This is a genomic window from Pseudomonas sp. H1_F01, from assembly GCF_054681425.1.
This window is the reverse complement of record NZ_CP162823.1, coordinates 139,146-165,769: the sequence shown is the minus strand read 5'-3', so window position 1 is coordinate 165,769 and position 26,624 is coordinate 139,146. Positions and strand designations below refer to the sequence as shown.

The following is a 26,624-nucleotide window of genomic DNA, read 5'->3' as shown; positions in this document are numbered from 1 at the left end:
CCTTATGCCACGCTGCTTTTGGTGTTCTGACGATCCGTTGTACATGGCTTATCACGATCAGGAGTGGGGCACGCCGCTGCGCGATGCGCAGGGTTTGTTCGAGTTGCTTTTGCTCGAAGGGTTCCAGGCCGGGTTGTCCTGGATCACCGTTTTGCGCAAACGCGAGCGTTACCGGGAGGTGCTGTACGGCTTCGATGTACAGCGGGTAGCGCAGATGAGCGATGCCGAAATCGATGAACTGATGCTCGACCCCGGCATCATCCGCAACCGCCTCAAGCTCAAGGCCGCCCGCCGCAACGCCCAGGCCTGGCTGGCGTTGGAAGACCCGGTGACGTTCCTCTGGTCGTTCGTGGGCGACAAACCCATCATCAACCATTTCAAGGACCGCACCGAAGTGCCGGCCATCACGCCCGAGGCGCTGGCGATGAGCAAAGGCCTGAAGAAAGCTGGATTTACTTTCGTCGGACCGACCATTTGTTATGCGCTGATGCAGGCCTCGGGCATGGTCATGGACCACACCCAGGATTGCGACCGCTACGCCGAGTTGGTAAACGGCGGTTAGAATAGCCGGCTCGCAACACGGCCCATACATTCAGGAGTGACCTGTGGATAAGTTGAAAGGCGCCTTGCTGGTCGGCGCTCTGCGGTTGTTTGCGCTGCTGCCCTGGCGGGCGGTGCAAGCGGTGGGCTCGGCCATTGGCTGGTTCATGTGGAAGCTGCCCAACCGCTCCCGCGACGTGGTGCGGATCAACCTCGCCAAGTGTTTTCCCGAGATGGACCCGGCCGAGCGCGAACGCCTCGTTGGCCAGAGCCTCAAGGACATCGGCAAATCCCTGACCGAAAGCGCCTGCGCCTGGATCTGGCCGGCCCAACGCTCCATCGACCTGGTGCGTGAAGTCGAAGGCCTGGAGGTGCTGAAAGAAGCGCTGGCCTCCGGCAAGGGCGTGGTCGGCATCACCAGCCATTTGGGCAACTGGGAAGTGCTCAACCACTTCTATTGCAGCCAGTGCAAACCGATCATTTTCTACCGTCCGCCCAAGCTCAAGGCGGTGGATGAATTGCTGCGCAAACAGCGCGTGCAACTGGGCAACAAAGTCGCAGCATCCACCAAGGAAGGCATCCTCAGCGTCATCAAGGAAGTGCGCAAGGGCGGCCAGGTGGGCATCCCTGCCGACCCGGAACCGGCCGAATCCGCCGGTATCTTCGTGCCCTTCTTCGCCACCCAGGCCCTGACCAGCAAGTTCGTACCGAACATGCTCGCCGGCGGCAAAGCGGTCGGCGTCTTCCTCCACGCCCTGCGCCTGCCGGACGGCTCCGGCTACAAAGTCATCCTCGAAGCCGCGCCGGAGGCCATGTACAGCACCGACACCGAAACGGCCTGCGCCGCCATGAGCCAAGTGGTGGAGCGCTACGTACGGGCCTACCCGAGCCAGTACATGTGGAGCATGAAACGCTTCAAGAAACGCCCGCCGGGCGAGGCGCGGTGGTACTGAAGGCCTGTTGCTTGGGTGTGGTGAATGCTTGATCGTAAACACCCAAGAACCCCTGTGGGAGCAGAGCTTGCTCGCGATGACGGTGGCACATTCAACATCGATGCAAGCAGACCCAACCGGGCTAACGTATTCCCCCAGGCAAACCCGACGGAGACCGAATGGATAACGCTCCCGGCAAACGCGTCATCGTCATCGGTGCGGGCATCGTAGGCGCATCCCTGGCCTACCATCTGGCGACCAAAGGCGCGAAAGTCACGGTGGTCGAGGCCGAAGGCATCGCGTCAGGCGTGACCGGCAGCTCATTCGCCTGGATCAACACCTCCCATGGCGAACCCGACCCCATTGCGCCATTGCGCGGTGCTGCCATCCAGGAATACCGCCGACTCGAAACGCAACTGCCCGGCCTGAAGATCCGCTGGACTGGCGCCCTATCTTACGGCCCGAGTTCAACAGCGTCGGCAAGCCGGATATCCCAATCACAGATCCGTGAACTTGAGCCAAACCTCAAGAATCCTCCTCAACAAGCTTCGTATGCGGCGGAAGAAGGAGCGCTGGACGCCGTAGCAGCAACCCATGCGCTGATCGCCGGCGCCCAGGCCAACGGCGCGAAAGTGCTCACTCAAACGCCGGTTCTCGGCTTTAAAACCCAGGGTTCCAGCGTGTGGGGCGTTGAAACCACCACGGGCGTCATTGAAGCCGATATCGTCGTATTGGCAGCCGGCACAGGCATCACGAAGCTGGCCGACCTGCTTGAAGTCTGCCTGCCCATCGACGCCTCCCCGGCAATTTTCATCCGCTACACCTCGCCACCCAACCTGGTACGCAGCCTCATCTCCAGCCCTGAAATGGAAGTGAGGCAAACCCCAGAGGGTGCGTTGCTGGCGGCCGAAGACTACCTGGACGACGCCTTGGAAAACCAACCGTCGGAGATCGCGCTGCGCACCGCCAACGCCATAAAAAGCGAGCTTCACGGCGTTGTCTCCCTGGATCTGCAATCGGCTCGTGTCGGATACAGACCAATGCCTGCCGATGACATCCCCATCATTGGTTATCTTCCGCAGGTTGGCGGTGTATACGTGTGCGTCATGCACCCCGGCGTAACCCTGGCCGCGATCGTGGGTCGTCTTGCCAGTGAAGAGATCGTCGGCGACAAGGCTTGCTCGGCCCTCAACCCCTGTCGTCCGGATCGATTTTTCCAAGCTTGGTGAGGGTTGAATGGCCTAAGTTCGCTTACTCCCAAATCAGCCAAGGAAGCGTCAAATTCCTGAAAGCGTTGACCAAAACCTTTCGTTCATTAGACTGGGCATCGTTGATGTACTTTAATTCGCGTTCAATTTGACTAACGTAAGTTCGGGGTATTCCCGCTATAGCTGCTAGCTCTTCTTGTGAAAGATTAATAGGTTTTGTTGACGACCCGACCTTGAATACAGGCCCGTCATACCCACCCCTCACCATAAAGCAGTCAGTAATTAAAGCGTCATAAACCCAATGAATAACTACTGCCAAGAGCAGTCTATTTCTGCGCTGTCTTGCTAGCCATAAGTCGAATACAGCCTTCATGAACTGAGCCTTATAGTGCGCGACGCAAAAACAATCTCGACCTTGAATTGATCCTGGATAGTTTAGATGTCGCTAAAAAGAGTTAAGGCTAAAGCGCTTCCAATCACTGAGGAGTTGTTGCAACTACTACGGGCCACGCAACACGCTCAGACCGTATGGAGCGTCACCGTCAATGATATTGACGCGTCATGTGATGAGGTATGGCTTGCTCGGATGTGGGAGGTCGAGGGCCTCGAAGCCCGATACAGAGCCTGCCAAGACCGGCTGTTTCTTTATCTAAAGCAAGTCATCCAGATCTGAATCTTCCGTTACACACTGTACGGTTTCCAGTGCTCGCAACATAGGTGCGGGTCCACCAGAATTGAACGATCGTGAACATTCGACTAAAGAACTAGACAGTTTTTTGGTGTTTGAAAACTACCCCTTAGTTTCGAAATAGACCACTCTTGAAACGCCGACAGGCTGGGCGCTGTATCCTTTCAGCCATGCTTTAGCCCAATAGCCCTGGATATCACTATATTTTCTACATTTGAGGACGAGTTGTGCTCCAGAGCACTTCGGTTGCCACTCTAAAAACTAAAGCATTCAGGTACATGGTCGACACTCAGGACGCCATTTCCAATCCATCTGAGTTACAAATGGAGTCTTTATGTTTGACTGGATCAGCAACATCCGTGTCAGCGCGAAATTAAGCTTGGGCTTCGGCCTGGTACTAGGGCTTGCGTTGTTACTCGCTTCCACGGGTTGGTACGCCATTGCGACGTTGACCGACCGCGGCGTTAAAATCGAAAAAATTGCTCAAATCAGCGATTACACCAAAGACCTGCGAATCAGTCGTTTACGTCTAGGTGCAAACCCTCAACCAGATGCCTATCAACCGCTGCAGAAAATTCTGGACAATCTGGCAGCCCATCTGCAAAGCATCAGGGACCAGTTCACTTCCCCGATTGACCAAGAGCTGATTCAACAACAGAACACATCCGTCAGAGAATACGGACAACTGCTGCTTGATCTGGCCAAACCCAATGCCGACCAAGTGTCCATCTATAAACGTATGGGGCAACTGGGTGATCTGTTGCTTGATACGACGCAAAAGCTCATTGACTCGCAAAATACCAAGCGCGATGCCGACGCCGCGTCTGCCAAGGTTCTGCTGAGTCTTGTCGCTGCCTTGACGTTGCTACTGGGTGCACTCGCAGCGTGGATCATTACCCAACAAATCGTTAACCCACTGCAGTACACGCTACAGGCCGTGAATCGTATTGCCAGGGGGGATTTGAGTGAGCCCGTGCAGGTCAATCGGCGTGATGAGTTGGGTCAGCTGCAATCAGGTCTTCAGCAGATGATGCTCAACCTTCATGAGCTGATCGAGGGCATTCGATCCGGCGTCATTCAGGTTGCCAGTGCCGCCGAACAGCTGTCGGCGGTCACCGAGCAAACCAATGCGGGCGTCAATAATCAAAAAAACGAAACGGATCATGTCGCCACCGCGATGAGCGAAATGACCGCAACGGTGCAAAACGTCGCTCGCAATGCTGAAGAGGCCTCAACTGCCGCGTCCGCCGCGGATCAGCAAGCCTATGAGGGAGAGCGAATCGTGAGCGAGGCCATTGCGCAGATCAAGCGCTTGGCCGAAGAGCTCAATCAGTCGGCTGATGCTGTACGCCATCTCCAGGAACAAAGCGAAAAAATCGGCGGGGTGCTCGATGTGATAAAGGCGGTGGCCCAGCAAACCAATCTGCTGGCGCTGAACGCGGCCATTGAAGCCGCACGCGCCGGCGAGGCTGGCCGTGGCTTTGCGGTGGTAGCAGACGAGGTGCGCAGTCTTGCCTTACGCACCCAGCGTTCCACTGAAGAAATTGAAAGTCTGGTGGCCGGTGTACAGAGTGGTACTCATGCCGTTGCCTCAGGCATGGAAAGCAGCCAGCTGTTGAGCGAAAGCAGCGTGGAATTTACCCATCGTGCGGTAAGCGCCTTGGAAAACATCACGAGTAAAGTATCGATCATTCAAGCCATGAATCAGCAAATCGCCACTGCAGCGGAGCAGCAAAGCGCAGTCGCCGAGGAAATCAACCGCAGTGTCATCAACGTTCGCGACATCTCTGAGCAGACGGCAAGCACTTGCGAGGAAACTGCTTCTTCAAGTACCGAACTCGCACGGCTGGGTCATGAACTGGAAAGGCTGGTAGGACGCTTTAAAGTGTAGACGTGGCAGAGATGGCGCCGTTTTGCACCCGCAATACCTCAGGTATCACGGGTACCGGCGCCAGCTGTGTTCCTTCTCTGCCCTCAACCCCTGCCGTCCGGATCGATTTTTCCAAGCTCGGTGAGAGAGAAATGGCCTAAGCTCGCTTACTCCCAAATCAGCCAAGGAAGCGACAATGGGCATTCAAGGTAAAGACCGTCAGATCGATAACATCGAGTTCAATGTCAGCGACATCGCCCGCAGCAAAGCCTTCTATGCAAGCGTGTTCGGCTGGAGTTTCGTCGACTACGGCCCGACCTATACCGAATTCAGCGACGGTCGCCTGACCGGTGGCTTCACGACTGGCGAACCTGTGCGCCCGGGCGGCCCGTTGATCATCTTGTATGCGGATGACCTTGAGGCTACCCAACTCAGGCTCAAGGCCACAGGAGCGACCATCAGCCGTGAAGTGTTCGCGTTCCCGGGGGGCCGACGTTTCCACTTTATCGATCCGGATGGCTATGAACTGGCCGTGTGGTCGGCTTCCTGATGGTTGATTGATCACGAGGAGGCGCAAAGCCTCAATCGTGTCCATGATTAAGGGCCTGCGATATCGGCGACGTTGGGATGCACAGCCATCTCTAAATCCGTCGGACTACCGTCCAGTCAGAAATATCGCACTTCCTCTGGTTCATTAATCAAGGAGTCCCCCTCATGAACATCGACTTCACCGGCCGTCACGTGTTGGTCACTGGGTCCACCAGCGGTATTGGGTTTGCGACAGCCAAAGGCTTCCTGGAAGCCGGCGCCCAAGTGGTTATCAACGGTCGCAGCGCAAGCAGCGTGGAGGATGCGTTGCAGCGCTTGGGCGCCCTCGCTTCAAGGGCCGATGGCTTTGTTGGCGATCTGAGCAACGCGCCGGGCTGCCAGGCACTGATCGCCAAATACCCACGCTTCGATATCGTCATCAACAACCTGGGCATTTTCAAACTGGAAGACTTTTTCGAGACGCCGGACAGCGAATGGCTGCGCTTCTTTGAAACCAACGTGATGTCCGGCGTGCGTGTTTCCAGGGCCTACGCACCGGGCATGGTCGAGCGCGGTTGGGGGCGGATTGTGTTTGTCTCGTCGGAGTCCGGCGTGAACATTCCCGCTGACATGATCCATTACGGCTTCACCAAAACCGCCCAACTCTCAATCGCTCGCGGCCTGGCCAAGCGCCTCGCCGGCACGGGCGTGACGGTGAACTCGGTGCTGCCGGGGCCGACGCTTTCCGAAGGCGTTGCCCAGATGCTCCAGGCAGACGTCGAGCGCACCGGGGACAGCCTGGAAAAGGTCGCGGCAGATTTCGTCAACCAGCACCGCAGCACCTCGATCATCCAGCGCGCGGCGCGCGTCGAGGAAGTCGCCAACATGATCATCTACGCCAGCTCGGAACAGGCCTCGGCCACCACCGGAGCGGCGCTTCGTGTTGATGGTGGGGTGGTGGATAGTATCGTTTAGGATCCTGGGACACGTTGCAAAAAAACGCCGCTTCCTCATGAGAGATAAGCGGCGTTTTTTCTTTTGGAAGCAACATGGGGTGATTCGACCGGTTTTCGGAGCGGTGAAGGGATTGTTCAGCCCACTCTGTTTTCCATCAGGCGATCGGAGCCGCCTTCAGCCACGCGGTTTTCGATGAGTCGATCCGAGCCGCCTTCGGCTACGCGGTTTTCGATGAGTCGATCGGAGCCGCCTTCAGCTACGCGGTTTTCGATGAGTCGATCGGAGCCGCCTTCAGCTACGCGGTTTTCGATGAGTCGATCGGAGCCGCCTTCAGCCACACGGCTTTCGATCAGGCGATCCGAACCTCCCTCGGCGAACGTAGGTTGAACAGAAGAAGTCGCGAACGCATTGCCGAGCGACAGTGCCAGAAGCGAGCCAACAAGAGTTTTGCCGAGAGTGTTCATGTCCTGATCCTTTTTATTCGTAGATGAAGTGAGTTAGACGGTGACGTGCAAACGGACATCGACGTTGCCGCGTGTCGCGTTGGAGTACGGGCAAACCTGGTGAGCCGCATCGACCAGCGCTTGAGCATCGGCTTGATCCAGACCTGGCAAGTTGATGTGCAGGTCGATGTCCAGGCCGAAACCGCCAGGGATCTGGCCGATACCGACATGTGCCGTGATTGAAGCGTCAGCAGGAATGCTGCGTTTGCTTTGGCTGGCGACAAACTTCAATGCGCCAATGAAGCAGGCGGAGTAACCGGCAGCGAACAACTGCTCAGGGTTGGTGGCTTCACCACCGGCGCCGCCCAAGGCTTTTGGAGTAGCCAGTTTCACGTCGAGAATCTTGTCGCTGGAAACAGCACGGCCATCACGGCCACCGGTGGAGGTTGCGACTGCGGTGTAGAGAACGTTCATCGTGTTTCCTCTTTTGCTGATTGGTCTGATCAATGTTTTTTGGTTTGCGCTAAATGTTTGCGCGCTAACCAGTTGCGATAAAGTTAACGGATGAATAATTAGCGCGCAAGATAAATTTTGAGAAAATTGCTAATCCAGAATTAACTAATTGATCTAAAAAGAAATTTATTTTTAGGCCCTGCAATATCGCCAGCCCGCGTGAGCCGCGAGGTGAGCCAAGGGGAAGGAGGTGCTAGGGGGGATCAGCAGGACCAGCGCAATTGCAGGCCTTCAAAGAGAGGGAAATTCATAAGCAGAATGTTGGGTTTCGATCGTCCCAACGCTCTGCGTGGGAACGCCGCCAGGGACGCTCCGCGTTCCGCTTTTGGAAAGTGACGCAGAGCGTCACGGGATGCATACCCACGCAGAGCGAGGGCACGATCAAACGCGGGATCAGGGAAAAGTAAAAAAAACCGCCGAATTGGCGGTTTTTTTGGTTTCGCGCAGGGCAAAGCCAACCCGACTAAGCAACCGCCACTCGATTACGCCCCAACGCCTTCGCTCGATACAGGGCTTTATCCGCATCGTTCATCAAGCTGTGAAGATCCTTATTACAAGCCTCCGTCGATGCGACGCCAAGGCTGGCTGAGATATGGTGAACAGGCTCGATCGTCAAACCTGCAATCGTATCGATGAGCCGTTCTGCAATCTGGGTAGCAACCTCAATGGAAGTGTCCGGGAGCAGAATGGCGAACTCTTCGCCCCCGAGCCGACCGTGGATATCGGTTGCCCGAAACGACGAACTGATGACCGTCCCCATCTGGCGCAAAACCTGATCGCCGACCTGATGGCCGTAGGTGTCGTTGATGTGCTTGAAGTGATCCATGTCCAACATGACCGCGCACAACCCTTGCCGCTTGGCCTTGCACTCGTTGTAAAGCTGCTGGGCATGCTCGAAAAATGCCCGTCGACTCTTCAGGCCGGTCAGTTCATCGGTTTGTGCGGCGCGGGTTGAAATGCTGTTCGCCTGTTCCATTTCACGGGTGAGTCGAAAGGCGATTTCCAGTGCCTGAGACATTTTGTGCGTGGCGCGGGCCGCAAATGCCGTGAATACCAAAATCGAAAGGGCCATGCCGACTTGGATCGGGGACGGTTGAAACAGCAGCCAGATCGTGCACGGCAACAACACCACGCCGATGGAAACCAGTGTCATATCGCGATAGGCCGAGTAGCAGGACACCGCACTGACGGACATCCCGACCGTAAAAAGCATGACCAACGCCTGCGACAACAAATCGTCCGCCGGCATGAGCACAAACGCCCCACCGCCCCAGATGCTGGCTGACAGCACCAGCGTGACCCAGTATTTGCGTTCCCAATGTTGAGGCGTGCGCTGACTTTCGTCGCTGCGGAAATAGGCAACGAACATCGCGATACGCACCAGCGTCGATGCGGTCAGGATGGCCAGCCACCAAAAAATAGCGCTGTGCTCAAAACGATCCCAACACAGCCAGCTCAGCATGATGGCAGCCAGGTAACTACCCAAAACCGCAGAAACGGATTGGCGAAACAGTTGCTGCAATCGGTCAGTTCGAACCTGCTCGGCTATTACAAAATCCTGGCCATTGCGCAATCTTGGGCCATACATTTGAACCACCTGGTTATGACGCAACAAAAAAACGATTGTGGCACCCTGCCACCAATGCAAACAACTGAATTACTGTGAAGATGAGATTTAGCGAAACATCTCGCTGTCCCGCCCGCTGGGATCTTCGCCTCGCTGGCGTAACTCCCCGAGCCTGAAGAGTGTGTGGCCTGCACCAGGCATGAAAAAAGGGGCAAGGGCGAGTTGAGTCGTTGTTGGCGAATCGGGTGTTGAATAGCGTTGAGCCGCGATAGCGGGTGAACCCGCCAAAGAAAAACCCGACGTTTTACGTCGGGTTTTTCAGCGAGGGCAAGTTGTTTACGGCTTACTCGACTTGCGACAGCTTGGCGTCGTCGCAACCGGCAGCACGGCACTCGCGCTCGACCGCCTTGAGAATGACGATACGCGCCTCGGTCTTCTCGTTGGCACAGTCCAGATAGAGCAGGCCATCGTTGGAACAGGCGCTGTCACGATTTTTGATCCACTGGATTTGAGCGGCTTTCACTTTTTTCTTTTGATCCGGGTTCAGCGCACTCATCGTCTTCTTGTATTGATCATTGATGTCCTGATCCGACTGAACCATTTTCAGCGACGCGCAATAGGTTCTGTCATAGGCGTTTCTAGGGTTATCGCAACTCATCGCAGATGCCGATGCTGATGCCATTGCCAGCAATGTCCCAACCAACAAAGACTTGATCACTTACTTCTCTCCCTGAATGCCCTCTATTGATTAGAGGTCGCGGCGGGGAATTTATCATGCGGGTTGTAGAACAATGAAGCAGATCCTAGGGTTCGTTCGGCCCGAACAGGGGGCAAATGCCGATAGGGGTTCGGGAGCAAGTGATCGCTGAAAGAGACTTCGTCGTTCCCACCGCTCTCGGGCCCCAATTTACGGGCCAAAACCAAGCCCCGTTTATTCCGCTGGTGTGATCCTTTCCATCAAGGTATCGCAGCCTGGTGAACACGTATCGCAAGCTGCTCCAAATCGCTGAGATCGGTTGAAGGTCTCCCGGCGACCTTGGCCGCCTCGTCCCAGCGGCGCAAACGCAGGCTGTCGGCAAACAGCGGGTCGGCCTCGAAAGCTTCGGCCTCAGGGGGCGTCATCGGTCCGCCCTGCCAGTGCAGCGTTTGCCGGCTGGCCTCACTCAACCCTGCCAGATAAGCCGGTTCGCGCCAGCTCAGGTAACGCTTGGCGTCAACATGCCGCGCCACCAGCCCCGCCAGGCGCTGGGAGAAGCCCAACCCCAACAGCCAGTTTGCGCCCACCCGCTCGTGGCCTCGACGGCCCAGGCCGGCCATTGAGTTTTCCGTCGTCAGCGGCGCACAGAAGTGCCCGACGTCGTGGCAGAAAGCGGCCAGCACCAACTCCTCGTCTGCCCCTTCGTCACGTGCCAGCTCGGCGGCCTGGACCATGTGTTCGAGCTGGCTGACCGCCTCGCCGATGTAGTCCGCCTGCGCCTGCTGGCGGCACAGGGCAAACAGTTCGGCCACCGCCTGCTCCGCGCTCATGCGACGCACGCCTGCGGCCATTCTTCTTCGCCGAGCAGCGCCGCCAGGCTGCGCTCGCCGAGGCCTAGGCCGACGCTCATGCCCAGGCCGGTGTGCATCAGTACGGCGCTGACACCTGCTCCGGCTTGCACCACGCTGAACGGGCCGGGCCCGCGCGAGCCGTATACGCCCTGCCAGCGTTCCAGCACCTGCAGCTTGCCGCCCAGGGTGTGCTCGGCCAGCGCCAGCATGAGGTCGTCCACGGCCTCGGCATTGAACGGCGAGGCGTCGCTGCCGTAGTCGTGGGAGTCGCCGATGATCAACTCGCCATGGGGCGTCGGGCTGACCAGCAGGTGGATGCCGTGGGTTTCCAGTTCCGGCTGCTCGCGGCGGATCTGCGCGCGAATGGCCTCGGCTTCCGGCAGATCGGCGAAAGCGCCGTAATGCACGCAGCTGAGTCCGGTGAGCACCGCGTGCTGCAGGTCCAGCGGCTGTTGCAGGCGGGCGCGCAGCATCTGCAAGCGACACACCGAAGGCTGGAGTGCGGCCAGCGGCTCGGCCAGCAAGGTCTGATAATCGTGTCCGGAGCAGACCACGATGTGCCTGGCGCTGAAACTTCCGGCGCTGGTCAGGGCGCTACCTGGTTTGACGTCACGCACCAGGGTGGAGAAGTGGAACTGCACGCCCAACCCGCGCAGGTAATCGACGATCTGCGGCAGCGCCTCACGGGAATACAGCTGCTGGTCGTCGAGGCCATGCAGGGCGGCACGATGGTGGGCGAAACGTCCGCCGTACAGCCCATTCAGGGCGGCGCCGCGCAGTAGCTCGACGCGGTAGCCCTGCTCACGAGCGCGGCCCGCGCAGAAGGCTTCGAGCAAGGCTTCTTCGGCTTCGCTGCGTGCAAACAGCAGTGAGCCCTGTTGCTTGAGCTGCAGGCCGGCGGCCTGGCCCAGTTCGGCCCACAGGCCGCGGGACTGGCGGGCCAGGTCGAGCATCACGCCGGGTGCCTGGCCAGTGACCAGGGCCTGGCCGAAGTTGCGGATGGAGGCGCCGAGCGGCGTGTGGCTGCGCTCGAACACACGTACCTTGAGGCCGCGCTTGGCGCCGGCCCAGGCATGGGCGAGGCCGAGCATGCCGGCACCGACGATCAACAGATCGCAGTCGTGCTGACTCATGGGGAAACTCCTGGAACGAAAAAGGCGGCCGCCAACGCAGCCGGATGAATCAACGTGCAGCACCGATTGGCAGAACCCCTCTGGCAAGGCTGGCGGGCGAGCCGTACAGCAGACCCGCGTCACACCGCCAACAGGATTCTGCCGGCCACGTCACTGGGCGACAGGTTCGGACTTGCCGTCGTAGCGCTTGCGCCATTCGGCGAGGATCTTGTCGCGGTTTTCCGAGGCCCAGGCGAAGTCGTTCTTGATCAGGCGCTGCTCGTAGTCGGCGGGCAGTTCCTGGAAGCGCTCGGCGATGCCCGGCTGGGCCAGCACGGCGAAATTCGCCTTGTACAGGTCCATGGCCTCGCGGCTGGCGGAGAAGTCGGCGAGCTTCTTCGCCGCTTCCAGCTGCTCGGTGCCCTTGATGATGCCGGTGGCCTCGATCTCCCAACCCAGGCCTTCCTTCGGCAGGACGATGTCCAGCGGCGCACCCTTGCGCTTGAGTTGCACAGCCGGGTACTCGAAGGAGATGCCGATGGGGAACTCGCCGGCGGCGGCCAGCTTGCACGGCTTGGAGCCGGAGTGGGTGTACTGGCCGATGTTCTGGTGCAGCTTGTCCATGTAGGCCCAGCCCTGGGGCTCGCCGAAGGTCTGCAACCAGGCGCTGACGTCGAGGTAGCCGGTGCCGGACGAAGCCGGGTTCGGCATGACGATCTTGCCCTTGTACACCGGGTTGGTCAGGTCTTCCCATTTGGTCGGCTTGGGCAGGCCCTGCTTCTCGGCCTCGATGGTGTTGAAGCAGATGGTCGCAGCCCACACGTCCATGCCGACCCAGGCCGGTGGGTTGGCGGTGTCGCGGTAGTTGGCGCCGATCTTGTCCAGGTTGGCCGGGGCGTAGGCTTCGAGCATGCCTTGTTGCTTGAGCACAGCCAGGCTCGAGCCAGCCAGGCCCCAGACAACGTCTGCCTGCGGACGATCCTTCTCGGCCAGCAGCTTGGCGGTGACAATACCGGTGGAGTCGCGTACCCACTTGATCTCGATATCCGGGTGCAGCTTTTCGAAGGCGCTCTTGTAGGCGGCCAGCTGTTCCACTTCGAGGGCGGTGTACACGGTCAGCTCGGTGTTGGCCTGGGCCTGCATGGCGCAAGCGGCGAGCAGGCCGGCGGCCAGAGCGGTGCGTTTGAACATGAAGAGCTCCTTGGTTGGCATTGCGTGGCGTTGGTTATTCGAATTCAGCTGGCTTGCGGACTCTCGCCCCGGGCCAGGCGAGCGTTGATCGCGTCGATCACCGGCGGCAGTTCGGCGAGGGTGTCGATCAGGTAATGCGGCCGGCTCGGCGCGAACAGCGCGTCGATGCGCGTGCGCTCGGCTTCGCGCTGCGCGGGCGTCAGGGCCTGGTACTGCGCCCAGTCAAGGCCCAGAAAGTTGCCGGAGAAGCGCAGCGCCACGGTCCACATGCCGGCGCTGCGGCCTTCGAGGATGCCCGGCTCGGTGTCGTCGACCTTGACGCAGGCAGCCACGTCGTCGAGGCCGAGGGCGATGACGTTGGCCAGCGCCTGGGCCGGGCTCGGCCGACCCTTGGGCACCTCGTCGGTGGCGACCACATGGTCCGGGCTATAGCCATTGGCGGCGGCCAGCTCGACCACCTTGTCCATCACCTGTTTGGGATAGCCGGAGCAGCTGCCGAGCTTGAGGCCGCGCTCGCGCAGCGCGGCGATACACGCCAGCGCGCCGGGGATCAGCGCCGAGTGCTCGCGGACCTTGGCGATCTGCAAGGGCATGAAGCGCTCATAAATTGCCGTCACATCTTCATCGCTCGGCAGACGGCCGAAGCGACGCTGGTAGCGCTCGGCAATCGCCGGCAGGTTGCACAGGGCGCGGATATGGTCCCATTTGCCCATGCCCATCGGCCCGCGCGCCTCCTCCAGGCTGATCTCGACGTCGAAACTGGCGAAGGCCTCGACGAAGATGCGGGTTGGCGCGAAGGAGCCGAAATCGACCACGGTGCCGGCCCAGTCGAGAATGGCGGCGTGCAGGCGGTCGGGGTGTTGGTAGTGCATGGCAGTCTCCAGGGTAATCAATGGCCGGCGGTCGTGCGCCAGGCTTGGGCCCGACGCAGCACACCGCGTGAGGCCCCCGCCAGCAGCAGCGAAACCGCGGCCGAGGTGAGCAGAATCAGGGTGGACATGGCGGCGGCGCCGCCGACGTTGCCGGCGTCGTCCATGTTCAGCACGGCGATGGCGGCGAGCAGGCTGTCCGGGCTGTAGAGGAAGATCACCGCCGACACCGTGGTCATCGCCGAGACGAACAGGTAGCGCAGGATGTCGAGCAACGCCGGCAGGCAAATTGGCAGGGTGACGCGCAAAAAGTGGCGCAGCAGCGGCACCTTCAGCGACAGCGCCGCGGCCTCGAACTCGCCATCGAGCTGGCGCAGCGCGGCGCTGGCAGTCAACTGCGCAGTGGTCAGGAAGTGCGCGATGGTACACGCCACCAGCAGGGTCAGGCTGCCGTACAGACCGTGCAGCGGATTGCCCGGCAAGTTGAAGAAAAACACGTAGCCCAGGCCCAGCACCAACCCCGGCACCGCCATCGGCACGAAGCTGAGCAGACGCAGGGCCTGGGTCAGCGGGCTCTGCCGGGTCTTCTCCAGCAGGTAGGCGCCGGTGAAGGTCAGCAGGCTGCCGAACACGGCCGTGCAGCCGGCCAGCAGCAGGCTGTTGCGGTACACCTGCCAGCCGCCGGGGAGTTCGGAAAAGGTGTAGTGGTGCAGCGACAGCGACAGGTCGTAGGGCCAGAACTTGACCAGCGACGAGTACATCGCCATGCCGAACACACCGAGCAGCGCCGCGCAGATCAGCAGCACCACGGCAAGGAAGGCCAGGTCGCGGCGGCGCGACGGTTGCGGCTGGTAAACCTGGGCGCGACCGCTCATTGCCTCGCGCTGACGCCGGCGTAGCCACAGGTCGACGGCGAAGCTCAACAGCGCCGGCAGCAGCAGGACCATGCCGATCAGCGCGCCGCGGCCGAACTGCTGTTGCCCAACCACTGCTTTGTAGGCCTCCAGCGCCAGCACCTGATAATCGCCGCCGACCACCACCGGCACGCCGAAATCGGTGATGCACAGGGTGAACACCAGGCAGAAGGCGGCGAATACGCCCTGTCGGCTGCCCGGCCAGGTGATGCTGCGAAATGCCCGCCACGGTGACGCGCCCATGCTCGAGGCGGCGTCGAACAGGCGCGCATCGGCCAGGGCCAGGGCTGAAAGCAGCACCATCAGCGCATGCGGGAAGGTGTAGATGACTTCGCCGATAACGATGCCCCAGAAGCCATAGATATTGTCCGTGAGCAGGTGCCGGAGCGCGCCCTGGTTGCCGAACAGGTAGATCAGCGCGATGCCCGGCAATATCGACGGCGCCAGCAGCGGCAGCAGGGAAATGCCGCGCCACAGGCCCTTGGCCGGCACGCAGGTACGCTGCAGCGCATAGGCGAAGGTGTAGGCCAGCGGCACGACGATGGCGGCCACGGTCAGCGAGACCGCCAGACTGTTGCCTAGCAGCCAGCGGAAGTTGGCACTGGTGAACAGTTCGGCCGCCGCCGTCAGCCCACCGCCCTGCCCGGGCTCGCTGGCAAAGCCGCGCCAAAGCATGGCCAGTAGCGGCAGCAGCACGGCGAGAACCAGCAGCACCAGCAGCAACCACTGGCCACCGTGGACGAATATCCGGTCGGCCAGGTCGGCAGGCAGGCGCCGCGCGCCGGCTTGGGGCTTGCTCAGCAATACCTGTTCCATCAGACGAACACTTGCAGGCTGCGCGGCGGCAGGGCCACCCAGATATGCGGGGCGCCCAGGCGCGGCATGGCGTCCGGCGCCAGCTCGGCAAGCAGGGCATGACCCGGCAGGGCGTCCAGCTCGAAACTCAGGCGGCAGCGATTGCCGAGGAAGGTGATCTCGCGCATCTGTGCGCTGAACAGGTTGTCTTCGTGCACCGGCGGGTTGACCACCACCGCCTCGGGCCGGCAGAACAGGCGACCGCGTTCGGCCGGCCGGACGCCGTGCAGACGCAGGCTAAGCTCGCCAACCCGGGCGTGCTCGCCGTCGCGCTCGTAGGGCAGCCAGTTGCCCTGGCCGACGAACTCGGCGACGAAGGGCGTGGCGGGCGCGCGATAGATCTCCTGGGGCGTGGCGTATTGCTCGACCCGACCGTGGTTGATCACCGCGATACGGTCGGCCATGAGCATGGCCTCGTCCTGATTGTGGGTGACCATCACGGTGGTGATGCCCAGGCTCTTCTGCAACTGGCGCAGCTCACCACACAGGTGTTCGCGCACGCGAGCGTCGAGGGCCGACATCGGTTCGTCCAGCAGCAGCAGCTTGGGTGCCGGCGCGAGGGCGCGGGCCAGGGCCACGCGCTGTTGCTGGCCGCCGGAGAGTTGGCCGGGATATTTCTGCTCGCTGCCCTTGAGGCCGACCAGCTCAAGCATCTCGGCGACCCGTGCACGGAGGCTCTCGCGGCTATTGCCGGCCAGGCCGTAACCGATATTTTGCGCCACCGTGAGATTGGGAAACAGCGCATAGGATTGGAACAGGATGCCGTAGTCGCGCGCCTGCGGTGGCAGCGTGGAGACATCACGATTGCCGAAGAAAATATTGCCGCCGTCCTGGCGCTCCAGCCCGGCGATGCAGCGCAGCAGGGTGGTCTTGCCGCAGCCCGAGGGGCCGAGCAGGCACACCAGCTCGCCGGCAGAGACGTCCAGCGACACCCCGTCCAGCGCCTGAAAGGCGCCGAAGGCCTTGTGGATATCGCGCAGTTGCAAGCTGACCGTAGCCATGGCGGAACCTCGTCGGTGGAATACGAGGTCCATCCTGGACACAGGGTGCTAAGGCTTTATGGCAGTTGGGCAAAAACTGCCGATAGTGGCATCGGTGGATTTGTGTAGGGATGTGTTTGCGCCCCGGCGGGAGGGCAGCGAGGCGCCTTACGAGGTGCTCACGGCTTCCCGCGCCAGCGCAAGAAAGGCCGCCGGCAGGCGCGCACTGCGGCGCTCCTTGAGACAGTAGAGGTACTCGGCAATCAGCGGCGCGCCTTCCAGTTCGATCACCCGCAACTCGGTACTGGTCGGCACTTCGTGGCGGGCGATGATGCTGATACCGATATTGCGCAGCACCGCTTCGCGGATCGATTCGCGGCTGCCGATCTCCAGTAACGAGCCGAGCGCCACGCCAGCGTCGCGCAGCAACTGCTCGGTAAGCACGCGAGTGGTCGAACCTTTCTCGCGCATCAGCAGGCAGTGCCCGGCCAGCGCCGCGAGCGGCACGCGCTCCCGCGCGGCCAGCGGGTGACTACGGTGTACGGCCAACACCAGTGGATCGTGGCCCAACAGCAGGCGAGTCAGTCGCGGGTCCTCGACCAACAGCGAGGAAGCGGCAAGGTCGACGCGGTAGTCTTCCAGCGCTTCGATCACCTGCTGCGAGTTGCCGATCTCCAGGGTCACCTCGCATTGCGGCAGTTGCTCGCGAAAGCGCCGCACCAGGTCGAGCATGTAGTAGGGCGCAGTGGCGCCGATGCGCAGGGCACCTTGTACCTGGCCGCAGTTGCGCAAGAAGAACTCAATGTCGGCCTCCTGTTGCAGCAACTGCTGCACCATGGGCAGCAGGCGTACGCCTTCATCGCTCAGGGTCAGACGCCGACCACCCCGGTAGAACAGCTCGACGCCGTACTGCCCTTCGAGGCTGCGGATCTGCGTGGTGACCGTGGGCTGGCTGAGGCCGAGTTTCTTCGCCGCCTGGGTGATGCTGCCCAGGCGGGCGACCATGTGGAAGGATTTCAGCTCGGCGAAGGACATTATGTATACGGCTCTCGGTACGGATCACCCTTGAAGGCGCGTGAGCATACGTTACAGCTTGGAAGTGACAGAACGTCAGTAAAGCATGACGGGCAGATCGACTTGCAGCGTTTTGTGATGCGTTACGACAACGTCAGGTTCCATAGCTAAAACCTGCCCTCTGGCTCCGAATTTCAAGGCAAAACGAAGCTTTGTTTATTCCGCAACAGCCACCCTTCCATCAAGCTACGAATCCTTGCGCCATTGCCTACAACTACGCCAGAATCCGCCCGCTTGTGCGCCTTGTCCCTGGGTTCTATCGTTTCCCTGCCACTGCCCATCAGTGGTCGGGTTTAGTAGCCCGAGGTATTTAGTAAGGTGCAAAGCTCTATCAGTCAGGTATTTCCATGCCTGTATTTGATGGCGGCTGTGCGCAGGGCGCCCTCGGGCGCGCCGGCTTGCTAAGTCCCCGGTCTACTAACCTGCGTACAGCTGCCACCCCTTGTTTAGTAGCTAGAGGGTTGCGGCGTCACCTATAGGACTTAGTACATGTTCAAACCTACACCGAATCCGCCAGAGGCGGACCAAGCTTCCCCGCGAACCAAATCCAAAGCCAAGAAACACGACGAAGCCACCAATCGTGCCTTGGATTACTACCTGCTACCAAAACCGGAAAAGTCCGAAGATACGTCCCAACCGGGTCAGCTCTTCACCGTCGCCAAAAACGCCGACAACGAATCCCTCCTCGCCAACCTCAGCGAAACCCTGGCGGCAGCCGACGCGATGGTCAGCAACCTGGCCTTCGACCTGGAAGGCCCGCGTCGTCACATCCTTCTCGGCATCCAACAATTGATCGAATTGAGTTCATTGCTGGCGAATCGGGTGTTGAATAACGTTGATCCGCGATAGCCCGTGATCTTGCGGGTCTTTCCGTGACGCCACACATTTCCGAGCATAAAAAAAACGGGCCTGCATTCCCACGCAGCCCCGTTTTTTCACCACCTGATCAGATCAGAACGCCGGCAAAACCGCACCTTTGTACTTCTCAAGAATGAAAGCCTTCACTTCCGGCGTATGCAGCGCCGCCACCAGCTTCTTCATCGCCTCGCTGTCCTTATCATCCTCGCGAGCCACCAGGATGTTCACATAAGGCGAGTCGTTACCTTCGATAACCAGCGCATCCTTGGAAGGATCAAGCTTGGCTTCCAACGCGTAGTTGGTATTGATCAACGCCAGATCCACCTGGGTCAGCACCCGCGGAATGGTCGCCGCTTCCAGCTCGCGGAATTTCAGATCCTTCGGATTCTCGGTGATGTCCTTGGTCGTCGACAGGATGTTGTTCGAATCCTTCAGCTTGATCACCCCAGCCTTCGCCAGCAGCAACAGCGCACGGCCGCCGTTGGTGGCGTCGTTCGGGATCACCACGTTGCCACCACCTGGCAATTCGGCGAGTGTCTTGTACTTACTGGAATACGCGCCCAGTGGTTCCAGGTGCACACCGGCCACGCTCACCAGGTGCGTGCCCTTGGCCTTATTGAACTCATCCAGGTACGGCTGGTGTTGGAAGAAGTTGGCGTCCAGGCGTTTTTCGGCGACTTGTACGTTCGGCTGGATGTAGTCGGTGAAGACTTTGACCTTGAGGTCCACGCCTTCTTTGGCCAGGGCCGGTTTGACGAATTCGAGGATTTCCGCGTGGGGAACCGGGGTGGCCGCGACGGTCAGGGTGTCGGCGGCGTGGGCGGAAAACGCTGCGGCGGCAGCGAAGGCAACCAGTAGTTTTTTCATTCAGCTAACTCCTTTTGAGGCGCCTGCTCTCGGCGCCTGCCAGCGAATGGCCGGCTCATGGTTTATTGGCCGCGAGGCCTTATTTTCTAGAGAAATGCACAACCAGTTTGTCGCCCACGGTCTGCAGGACCTGCACCAGCACCAGCAGCAATACCACCGTGACTACCATCACATCGGTCTGGAAACGCTGGTAACCGAACCGGATTGCCAGGTCGCCCAAACCACCGGCGCCGACCACACCGGCCATGGCCGTGTAGGACACCAGCGTAATCGCTGTCACCGTAATCGCTGCAAAAATGCCTGGGCGGGCCTCCGGCAGCAAGGCGTTGACGATGATTTGTCGCGTCGTTGCGCCCATGGCCTGGGTCGCTTCGATGATGCCGCGGTCGACTTCGCGCAGGGCGGTTTCCACCAGGCGGGCGAAGAACGGTGTGGCGCCGACTACCAGTGGTGGGATCGCGCCGGCCACGCCCAGGGAGGTGCCGGTGATCAATACCGTGAACGGGATCATCACGATCAACAGGATGATGAACGGCAGCGAACGCAGAATGTTGACGATCAGCGACAGCAGCGCATACACGCCACGGGCTTCGAGCAACTGGCGCGGGCTGCACAGGAACAACAGCACCCCCAGCGGCAGGCCGAGCAGTACGGTGAACAGCAGCGAACCGAACAGCATCAGGAAGGTGTCGCCCGTCGCCAGCCAGATTTCCAGCCAGTCGATGTTGGAGAAGAACGAACTCAACAGTTCCATTAGCGCAGCACCTCCATGTGGACATCGGCCGCGGTGAAGCGGGCAAACGCCGCCTCCATGTCACCGCCGGTGATGGCGAGGGTCAGTTGCCCGTAGGGGGTGTCTTTGATGCGGTCGATACGACCGGCCAGGATGCTGTAGTCCACGCCGGTTTCCCGGGCAATGGTGCCGAGCAATGGCGCGTAGGTCGCTTCGCCCTGGAACGTCAGACGCACGATGCGCCCTGGGACGTGAGCGAAATCGTCGCGCTGTTCGCTTTCGTCGATCTGCTCGTCTTCCTGGACGAAACGCTTGGTTGTCGGGTGCTTGGGGTGCAGGAACACCTGGGCCACCGGGCCTTGCTCGACGATCACGCCGGCGTCCATCACGGCCACTTGATCGCAAACGCGGCGGATCACGTCCATTTCATGGGTGATCAGCACGATGGTCAGCTTCAGCTCGCGGTTGATTTCCGCCAGCAGTTGCAGCACCGAGGCAGTGGTCTGTGGGTCGAGGGCGCTGGTGGCCTCGTCGCACAGCAAAATCTTGGGTTTGGTCGCCAGGGCGCGGGCGATGCCAACGCGCTGCTTCTGGCCGCCGGACAGTTGCGCCGGGTATTTGCGAGCGTGGTCGGACAGGCCCACCCGCGCCAGCAACTCGGCAACGCGCTGGTCGATTGCGCTGCGGGACAATTCGCCCGCCAGCGTCAGTGGCAGCGCCACGTTGTCGGCCACGGTCTTGGACGCCAGCAGGTTGAAGTGCTGGAAGATCATCCCGACTTGCTGGCGGAAGCGGCGCAGGCCGCTGGCGTCCAGGGCGGTGACTTCTTCGCCGTCGACGATGATCTTGCCGCCCGTGGAATCTTCCAGGCGATTGATCAGGCGCAGCAAGGTGCTTTTTCCCGCACCGGAATGGCCAATCAGGCCGAAGACCTGACCGTTCTCAATCGTCAGACTGGTCGGATGCAGGGCGGGGATATCCCTACCGGCGACTCGGTAGGTTTTATGGACGTCTTGAAACTCGATCACGTAGCGAACCTTGTGGGGCGCGTTGGAAAAGGGTCAGCGGTTAGCCGGGCGCGCATTTTAGCCTGTCCGTATAGAGGTTCTTAGCATTTATTTGCGATCAGACCTGTCATTTGGCAATAACGCGATCAAAGGCCATAAAAAAGGAACACGGCCAAACGGCGTCGGTCACTCATTAAGCCACTCGAAATGCCGGGGTCATGCACCTGCGGTATCGAACTCAGATTCCTGGCCACGGCGAGGAACGCAAAGAGGAGTCATGCCTGATGAGTACCAAGAAGCCCACGGTCAACAAGAGCCAACTGGCCGGGACCGACACGCTGGATCGCGGTAACACCAACGCCAAGCTCGAGAGCCTGGAACAGTTTCGCTCCGACGCCACCGAACAGGCGTTGCGCACCAACCAGGGCGTGAAGATCGCCGATAACCAGAACACCCTGCGCGCCGGCCCCCGCGGCCCTTCGTTGCTGGAAGACTTCATCATGCGTGAAAAAATCACGCACTTTGACCATGAGCGTATCCCGGAGCGCATCGTCCACGCCCGTGGGACCGGCGCCCATGGTTATTTTCAGAGCTACGATGCGCATTCGGCATTGACCAAGGCCGGTTTCCTACAAGATCCGAGCAAGAAAACCCCGGTGTTCGTGCGTTTTTCCACTGTGCAAGGCCCACGCGGCTCCGGCGACACCGTGCGGGACGTGCGTGGTTTTGCGGTGAAGTTCTTCACCGACGAAGGCAACTTCGATCTGGTGGGCAACAACATGCCGGTGTTTTTCATTCAGGACGCGGTGAAATTTCCGGACTTTGTCCACGCGGTAAAACCCGAGCCCCATAACGAAATTCCTACAGGTGGCTCGGCCCACGACACGTTCTGGGATTTTGTCTCGCTGGTGCCGGAATCGGCTCACATGGTGATCTGGGCGATGTCTGACCGGGCCATTCCAAAAAGCCTACGTGCAATGCAGGGTTTTGGTGTGCACACCTTCCGCATGATCAACGCTGAAGGCAAAAGCAGCTTCGTCAAATTCCACTGGCGCCCTACCGTCGGCACCTGCTCGTTGGTATGGGACGAAGCCCAGAAGCTGGCGGGTAAAGATACGGACTACCACCGTCGCGATCTCTGGGAGTCGATCGAGATGGGCGACTACCCGGAATGGGAGTTCGGCGTGCAGATTGTCGCCGAGGAAGACGAGCACAAGTTTGACTTCGACCTGCTCGACCCGACCAAGATCATCCCTGAAGAACTCGTGCCCATCACCCCCCTGGGCAAGATGGTGCTGAACCGCAACCCGGACAATTTCTTCGCCGAAGTCGAGCAAGTTGCGTTCTGCCCAGGGCACATCGTGCCGGGCATCGACTTTTCCAATGACCCGTTGCTGCAAGGGCGGCTGTTTTCCTACACCGATACGCAGATCAGCCGACTCGGTGGGCCGAATTTTCATGAGCTGCCGATCAACCGGGCGATCACCCCGGTACACAACGGTCAGCGTGATGCGATGCACCGCACCACCATCGACAAGGGCCGTGCGTCCTACGAGCCGAACTCCATCGACGGCGGCTGGCCGAAGGAAACCCCGCCTGGACCGGAAGACGGCGGCTTCGAAAGTTATCCAGAGCGCATCGACGCCTACAAGATCCGCCAACGCAGCGATTCGTTCGGTGATCATTTCTCCCAGGCTCGGTTGTTCTACAAGAGCATGAGCCCTCATGAGCAGGAGCACATCATCGCTGCCTACAGCTTCGAGCTGGGCAAGGTGGAGCGTGAGTTCATCCGGGCGCGGCAGGTCAATGAGATCCTCGCCAATATCGACCTGGAACTGGCCGGGCGAGTGGCGAAAAACCTCGGGTTGCCGGCGCCCACCGCTGGCACCGTCGATGTACCAACGCCATCGCTGGAGCAGTCTCCGGCCTTGAGCCAGGCGAACCTGCTGTCCGGCGACATCAAAACGCGAAAAGTGGCGGTGTTGGTGGCTAACGGTGTCGACGGGGCGATCATCGATGCGCTCAAGAAGGCCCTGAAGGCCGAGGGCGCCCACGCCAAAGTGTTGGGGCCGACCTCCGCGCCGGTAACCACGGCCGATGGGAAAACGCTGGCGGTGGATGCGTCCATGGAAGGCTTGCCGTCGATTGCCTTTGACGCGGTGTTCGTGCCCGGTGGCGCGGAGTCGATCAAGGCCTTGAGTCGCGACGGCGTGGCTTTGCATTACGTGCTGGAGGCCTACAAGCATCTGAAGGCCATTGGGCTTCATAGTGAGGCCCGGCAGTTGTTGGTGGAGTTGAAGCTGGAGGTGGATGCGGGGTTGATCGAAGATGCGGATGCGAGCGGTTTTTCGCGGTTTTTCGCGGCGATTGCTCAGCATCGGGTTTGGGCGCGGGAGCCGAAGGCCAAGGCGGTTCCAGCCTAAAGAGATTTGTTGTCTGGTAGGGCGCTATCGCGAGCAAGCTCGCTCCCACATGGGGTGTTGTAATCGACACAAAACCCCTGTGGGAGCGAGCTTGCTCGCGATGCTTTTAGGGCTTACGCGGTGTCAGCACCATCTGCGCCGGCACACTGCGCAAAATCTGCTTCTGCAGCTTCAAATCAAACCCCGGGTCCAGTTTCTTGACCCGTTTGGTCAGCAACGTCGCCAGCCACGGATAATCATTGGTGCGCGGCGCCTGGATGCTGACGTCACACTGATAATTCACCACGTCGGCGGCGATGGCGTCCAGTTGTCGACGCATTTGCTGGATATCGGCGAGGTTGAGCGCAACCGTGGTGCTGGGTGCGCTCGGGTCGATCACTTTGGCGACCGGTTTGGCTTCGGCGGCCTTGAGGTCGGCCTCGGCTTTATCCAGGTCGGCCTTGCGGGCTTCGGCAATGGCGCTGTTGACCTCGCCGGTGAGCGCCGGGGCCTTGGGCATCAAGGCTCGGGCACGGCTCAGGGCGGTGGCAGCGGCGTTGACGTCGCCTTTTTGCAGATCGATCTGGCTGCGGCGCAAATACGCCTCGGCCAGTTGCCGCTGGTAGGGTTCCAGCGAGCGGTCTTCGGGCGATTGGGCTTGCAAGGCGGCCAACTGGTCTTCGGCGGTGGCCAGCTCATTGCTGGCAAGGCTTTGCTCGAGCTGCGCGATGGCCGGGCCCCGCGTATCGGGGGCCTGGGTGACCGGCGGTGTACTCTGGCAGGCGCCCAGCAGCAGGGAAAATGCGACAAGGAGCAGATAACGGGAGGCGAACGGCTTCATTCCTGCGACTCTCTATTTGCGCAAAAAGCGAGCAAGTCTACACCCCTCGACGAGGCAGGACAAAACTCAGCAGAAACAGCGCGGCGGCGCTGACCACGATCGATGGGCCGGCCGGGGTGTCCTTGAACCAGGAAAGTGCCAGGCCGCCACACACCGCGAGCATGCCCAGCAGGCTCGCGCCCAGGGCCATCTGCTCGGGTGAGCGAGCGTGACGCTGTGCCGCAGCCGCCGGAATGATCAGCAATGAAGTGATCAGCAACACCCCGACGATTTTCATCGCCACCGCGATGACCACTGCAATCAGCAGCATCAGCGCCAGGCGCAAGCCCAGCACGGGCAGGCCTTCGACCCGGGCCAGTTCCTCGTGCACGGTGACGGCCAGCAAGGGCCGCCAGAGCGCCACCAGCAACAGCAGCACCGCCGCGCTACCGCCGAGGATCCACGACAGGTCCGTCGGACTGATCGCCAACAGGTCGCCGAACAGATAGGCCATCAGGTCAATCCGCACGTCATGCATGAAGCTTAGTACCACCAGCCCGAGGGATAGGGTGCTCGGCGCCAAAATACCCAGCAGTGTGTCGGACGCCAGCGGCTGGCGGTGTTGCAAGGTCACCAGCACCACTGCCAGCAACAGGCAGCCAACGGTCACCGCCACCGCCGGGCTGACGTCCAGCAGAAATCCCAAGGCCACGCCGAGCAACGCTGCGTGGGACAAGGTGTCGCCGAAATAGGCCATGCGCCGCCAGACCACGAACGAACCCAGGGGGCCGGCTACCAGGGCGAGTGCCAAGCCTGCGAGCAGGGCGTACAACAGAAAATCAGCCATGCTTGCAGCCATCTCCATGAACATGATTGGAAGCAGAAGGGGCGCTGACCACCGAACCATGCAGGTCATGGGCGTGGTCATGGTGATGGTGATAAATCGCCAGGCTTTGTGCGTTTTTTCCGAACAATTCGACGAAGGCCGGATCGCCACTGACCTGCTCGGGATGCCCGGAACAGCAGACATGGCGATTGAGGCAGACCACCTGGTCGGTGGTGCTCATCACCAGGTGCAAATCGTGGGAGACCATCAGCACGCCGCAACCGTGGCGGTCGCGCAGGCGCGTGATCAGGCTGTACAGCTCGGCCTGCCCTGCCACATCGACCCCTTGCACCGGCTCGTCGAGCACCAGCAGCTCAGGCTCACGCAGCAGGGCGCGAGCCAGCAATACGCGCTGCATCTCGCCACCGGAGACACTTTGCACCGGGCTGTCGATCACCTGTTCGGCGCCGACTTCTTTGAGCGCGGCCAAGGCGCGGGTGCGGTCCACGCCAGGCACCAGGCGCAGGAAGCGCAGCACCGACAGTGGCAGCGTCGGGTCTACGTGGAGTTTTTGCGGCATGTAGCCGACCCGCAGCTTCGGCTTGCGCCAGACGCTGCCGCTGTCGGGCTTGAGCAAACCCAGCACGGCGCGCACCAGGGTGGTCTTGCCGGCGCCGTTGGGTCCGATCAAGGTCACGATCTGCCCCGGCTCGACGCTCAGCTGGATGTTGTCCAGCACGCTCTGCCCGGCGAACGTCACGGCCACCTGTTCGAGGCGGATCAACGCATTGCTCATCAGGCCCCCTGGCAGCCGGAGCAGAGACCGACCACTTCGACGGTCTGGGTGTCGACCACGAAACCGACCTCTTTGGCGCTGGCGATGATGGCATCGCTGATGGACTTCTGTTCCAGCTCGATGGCGGCGTGGCATTCGCGGCAGATCAGGAACTGGCCTTGGTGGGCGTGCTCCGGATGGTTGCAACCGACGAAGGCGTTCAGTGACGAAATGCGATGCACCAGGCCGTTTTCCAAGAGGAAATCCAGTGCCCGGTAGACCGTTGGCGGCGCGGCGCGGCGGCCGTCCTGCTCGCTGAGCACCGCGAGGATGTCGTAGGCACCCAGTGGTTTGTGGCTTTGCCAGACCAATTCCAGCACACGCCGACGCAGGGCGGTCAGGCGCACCCCTTGGCGCGCGCAGATGGCGTCGGCCTCGGACAGCGCGCTGTGCACGCAGTGGGAGTGATCGTGAGGGCGACTGGCAAGGGGTGTAATAGGCATGGGCAGCGACGAGTTTAGTGAGAGACGTTATTATGTTACCCGTT

27 protein-coding genes are annotated in these 26,624 nt (G+C 60.6%); 8 read left to right on the top strand and 19 right to left on the bottom strand.

The window, feature by feature from the left end; all coding sequences use genetic code 11:
• Positions 1-4 precede the first annotated feature (4 nt).
• The 3 genes from AB4O09_RS00805 to AB4O09_RS00795 all read left to right on the top strand — a co-directional run bounded on the left by AB4O09_RS00805 (position 5) and on the right by AB4O09_RS00795 (position 2,701).
• Positions 5-562: a DNA-3-methyladenine glycosylase I gene (locus tag AB4O09_RS00805; RefSeq protein ID WP_003196165.1), complete on the top strand. Its 558-nt coding sequence runs from the start codon at positions 5-7 to the stop codon at positions 560-562.
• Positions 563-605: 43 nt separating this feature from the next.
• Positions 606-1,493 carry a lysophospholipid acyltransferase gene (locus AB4O09_RS00800; RefSeq protein WP_003196168.1) on the top strand — a complete coding sequence of 296 codons (888 nt, stop codon included), beginning with the start codon at positions 606-608 and terminating at the stop codon, positions 1,491-1,493.
• A 158-nt stretch (positions 1,494-1,651) separates the two neighbouring features.
• On the top strand, positions 1,652-2,701 hold the full coding sequence (locus AB4O09_RS00795) for an NAD(P)/FAD-dependent oxidoreductase (RefSeq protein ID WP_003196171.1): 1,050 nt from the start codon (positions 1,652-1,654) through the stop codon (positions 2,699-2,701).
• Positions 2,702-2,723: 22 nt separating this feature from the next.
• Here the strand turns inward: AB4O09_RS00795 and AB4O09_RS00790 are convergent, their stop codons facing one another.
• The gene (locus AB4O09_RS00790) at positions 2,724-2,948 is read right to left on the bottom strand and encodes a helix-turn-helix domain-containing protein (protein WP_100263666.1); all 225 of its coding nucleotides are present in this window, start codon (positions 2,946-2,948) and stop codon (positions 2,724-2,726) included.
• Positions 2,949-3,702: 754 nt separating this feature from the next.
• On the opposite strand from AB4O09_RS00790, the gene AB4O09_RS00785 reads away from it, so the two are divergent.
• From AB4O09_RS00785 to AB4O09_RS00775, 3 genes are all read left to right on the top strand, one after another.
• Positions 3,703-5,259 carry a methyl-accepting chemotaxis protein gene (locus tag AB4O09_RS00785; RefSeq protein WP_028237747.1) on the top strand — a complete coding sequence of 519 codons (1,557 nt, stop codon included), beginning with the start codon at positions 3,703-3,705 and terminating at the stop codon, positions 5,257-5,259.
• Positions 5,260-5,434: 175 nt separating this feature from the next.
• On the top strand, positions 5,435-5,788 hold the full coding sequence (locus tag AB4O09_RS00780) for a VOC family protein (RefSeq protein ID WP_003196176.1): 354 nt from the start codon (positions 5,435-5,437) through the stop codon (positions 5,786-5,788).
• A gap of 164 nt (positions 5,789-5,952) precedes the next feature.
• Positions 5,953-6,741: an SDR family NAD(P)-dependent oxidoreductase gene (locus AB4O09_RS00775; protein WP_003196178.1), complete on the top strand. Its 789-nt coding sequence runs from the start codon at positions 5,953-5,955 to the stop codon at positions 6,739-6,741.
• A 116-nt stretch (positions 6,742-6,857) separates the two neighbouring features.
• Here AB4O09_RS00775 and AB4O09_RS00770 read toward each other — a convergent pair whose 3' ends face one another.
• From AB4O09_RS00770 to AB4O09_RS00720, 11 genes are all read right to left on the bottom strand, one after another.
• Positions 6,858-7,187, bottom strand: a complete 330-nt coding sequence (locus AB4O09_RS00770) for a hypothetical protein (protein WP_060613147.1) — start codon at positions 7,185-7,187, stop codon at positions 6,858-6,860.
• 33 nt (positions 7,188-7,220) lie between these two features.
• Entirely contained in the window at positions 7,221-7,640 is a 420-nt protein-coding gene (locus AB4O09_RS00765) for an organic hydroperoxide resistance protein (RefSeq protein WP_003196182.1), read from the bottom strand.
• A gap of 502 nt (positions 7,641-8,142) precedes the next feature.
• Positions 8,143-9,267 (bottom strand): GGDEF domain-containing protein, encoded by a 1,125-nt coding sequence (locus tag AB4O09_RS00760; protein ID WP_003196184.1) that lies wholly within the window; start codon positions 9,265-9,267, stop codon positions 8,143-8,145.
• Positions 9,268-9,589: 322 nt separating this feature from the next.
• Positions 9,590-9,964: a lysozyme inhibitor LprI family protein gene (locus AB4O09_RS00755; protein ID WP_003196186.1), complete on the bottom strand. Its 375-nt coding sequence runs from the start codon at positions 9,962-9,964 to the stop codon at positions 9,590-9,592.
• 239 nt (positions 9,965-10,203) lie between these two features.
• A complete protein-coding gene (locus AB4O09_RS00750; RefSeq protein WP_003196187.1) occupies positions 10,204-10,773 on the bottom strand; it encodes an HD domain-containing protein in 570 nt (189 codons plus the stop codon).
• Positions 10,770-11,927, bottom strand: a complete 1,158-nt coding sequence (locus tag AB4O09_RS00745; RefSeq protein ID WP_460107860.1) for a TIGR03364 family FAD-dependent oxidoreductase — start codon at positions 11,925-11,927, stop codon at positions 10,770-10,772. Before AB4O09_RS00745 ends, AB4O09_RS00750 begins: the two co-directional genes overlap by 4 nt.
• Before the next feature lie 150 nt (positions 11,928-12,077).
• Positions 12,078-13,097, bottom strand: coding sequence for a putative 2-aminoethylphosphonate ABC transporter substrate-binding protein (locus AB4O09_RS00740; protein ID WP_003196191.1), 1,020 nt, complete (start codon positions 13,095-13,097; stop codon positions 12,078-12,080).
• Between the two features lie 44 nt (positions 13,098-13,141).
• Positions 13,142-13,969 (bottom strand): phosphonoacetaldehyde hydrolase, encoded by an 828-nt coding sequence (gene phnX / locus AB4O09_RS00735; RefSeq protein WP_013691943.1) that lies wholly within the window; start codon positions 13,967-13,969, stop codon positions 13,142-13,144.
• Positions 13,970-13,986: 17 nt separating this feature from the next.
• Positions 13,987-15,696, bottom strand: a complete 1,710-nt coding sequence (locus AB4O09_RS00730) for a putative 2-aminoethylphosphonate ABC transporter permease subunit (RefSeq protein ID WP_038856119.1) — start codon at positions 15,694-15,696, stop codon at positions 13,987-13,989.
• Complete coding sequence (locus AB4O09_RS00725) at positions 15,696-16,736, bottom strand: putative 2-aminoethylphosphonate ABC transporter ATP-binding protein (protein ID WP_039013339.1); 1,041 nt, start codon at positions 16,734-16,736, stop codon at positions 15,696-15,698. The genes AB4O09_RS00730 and AB4O09_RS00725 overlap by 1 nt, the downstream gene beginning before the upstream one ends.
• Positions 16,737-16,883: 147 nt before the next feature.
• A complete protein-coding gene (locus AB4O09_RS00720; RefSeq protein ID WP_460107858.1) occupies positions 16,884-17,750 on the bottom strand; it encodes a LysR family transcriptional regulator in 867 nt (288 codons plus the stop codon).
• 528 nt (positions 17,751-18,278) lie between these two features.
• Between AB4O09_RS00720 and AB4O09_RS00715 the strand changes: the two genes are divergently transcribed.
• On the top strand, positions 18,279-18,638 hold the full coding sequence (locus tag AB4O09_RS00715) for a DUF6124 family protein (RefSeq protein ID WP_003196201.1): 360 nt from the start codon (positions 18,279-18,281) through the stop codon (positions 18,636-18,638).
• A gap of 102 nt (positions 18,639-18,740) precedes the next feature.
• Here AB4O09_RS00715 and AB4O09_RS00710 read toward each other — a convergent pair whose 3' ends face one another.
• The 3 genes from AB4O09_RS00710 to AB4O09_RS00700 form a co-directional block, all read right to left on the bottom strand.
• A complete protein-coding gene (locus AB4O09_RS00710) occupies positions 18,741-19,514 on the bottom strand; it encodes a MetQ/NlpA family ABC transporter substrate-binding protein (RefSeq protein ID WP_027912883.1) in 774 nt (257 codons plus the stop codon).
• Between the two features lie 79 nt (positions 19,515-19,593).
• A complete protein-coding gene (locus AB4O09_RS00705) occupies positions 19,594-20,268 on the bottom strand; it encodes a methionine ABC transporter permease (RefSeq protein WP_003196204.1) in 675 nt (224 codons plus the stop codon).
• Positions 20,268-21,275 (bottom strand): methionine ABC transporter ATP-binding protein, encoded by a 1,008-nt coding sequence (locus AB4O09_RS00700; protein ID WP_003196206.1) that lies wholly within the window; start codon positions 21,273-21,275, stop codon positions 20,268-20,270. Before AB4O09_RS00700 ends, AB4O09_RS00705 begins: the two co-directional genes overlap by 1 nt.
• A 197-nt stretch (positions 21,276-21,472) precedes the next feature.
• On the opposite strand from AB4O09_RS00700, the gene katE reads away from it, so the two are divergent.
• Positions 21,473-23,677 (top strand): catalase HPII, encoded by a 2,205-nt coding sequence (gene katE / locus AB4O09_RS00695; protein WP_223524051.1) that lies wholly within the window; start codon positions 21,473-21,475, stop codon positions 23,675-23,677.
• 106 nt (positions 23,678-23,783) lie between these two features.
• Here katE and AB4O09_RS00690 read toward each other — a convergent pair whose 3' ends face one another.
• From AB4O09_RS00690 to zur, 4 genes are read right to left on the bottom strand one after another with little or no spacing between them, the layout of a single operon-like run.
• On the bottom strand, positions 23,784-24,497 hold the full coding sequence (locus AB4O09_RS00690; protein ID WP_460107856.1) for a PA5502 family lipoprotein: 714 nt from the start codon (positions 24,495-24,497) through the stop codon (positions 23,784-23,786).
• 37 nt (positions 24,498-24,534) lie between these two features.
• The gene (gene znuB, locus AB4O09_RS00685; RefSeq protein ID WP_003196213.1) at positions 24,535-25,323 is read right to left on the bottom strand and encodes a zinc ABC transporter permease subunit ZnuB; all 789 of its coding nucleotides are present in this window, start codon (positions 25,321-25,323) and stop codon (positions 24,535-24,537) included.
• Positions 25,316-26,098 carry a zinc ABC transporter ATP-binding protein ZnuC gene (znuC, locus tag AB4O09_RS00680; protein WP_003196215.1) on the bottom strand — a complete coding sequence of 261 codons (783 nt, stop codon included), beginning with the start codon at positions 26,096-26,098 and terminating at the stop codon, positions 25,316-25,318. Before znuC ends, znuB begins: the two co-directional genes overlap by 8 nt.
• Positions 26,098-26,580 carry a zinc uptake transcriptional repressor Zur gene (zur, locus tag AB4O09_RS00675; protein WP_003196217.1) on the bottom strand — a complete coding sequence of 161 codons (483 nt, stop codon included), beginning with the start codon at positions 26,578-26,580 and terminating at the stop codon, positions 26,098-26,100. Before zur ends, znuC begins: the two co-directional genes overlap by 1 nt.
• Between the last annotated feature and the right edge of the window lie 44 nt (positions 26,581-26,624).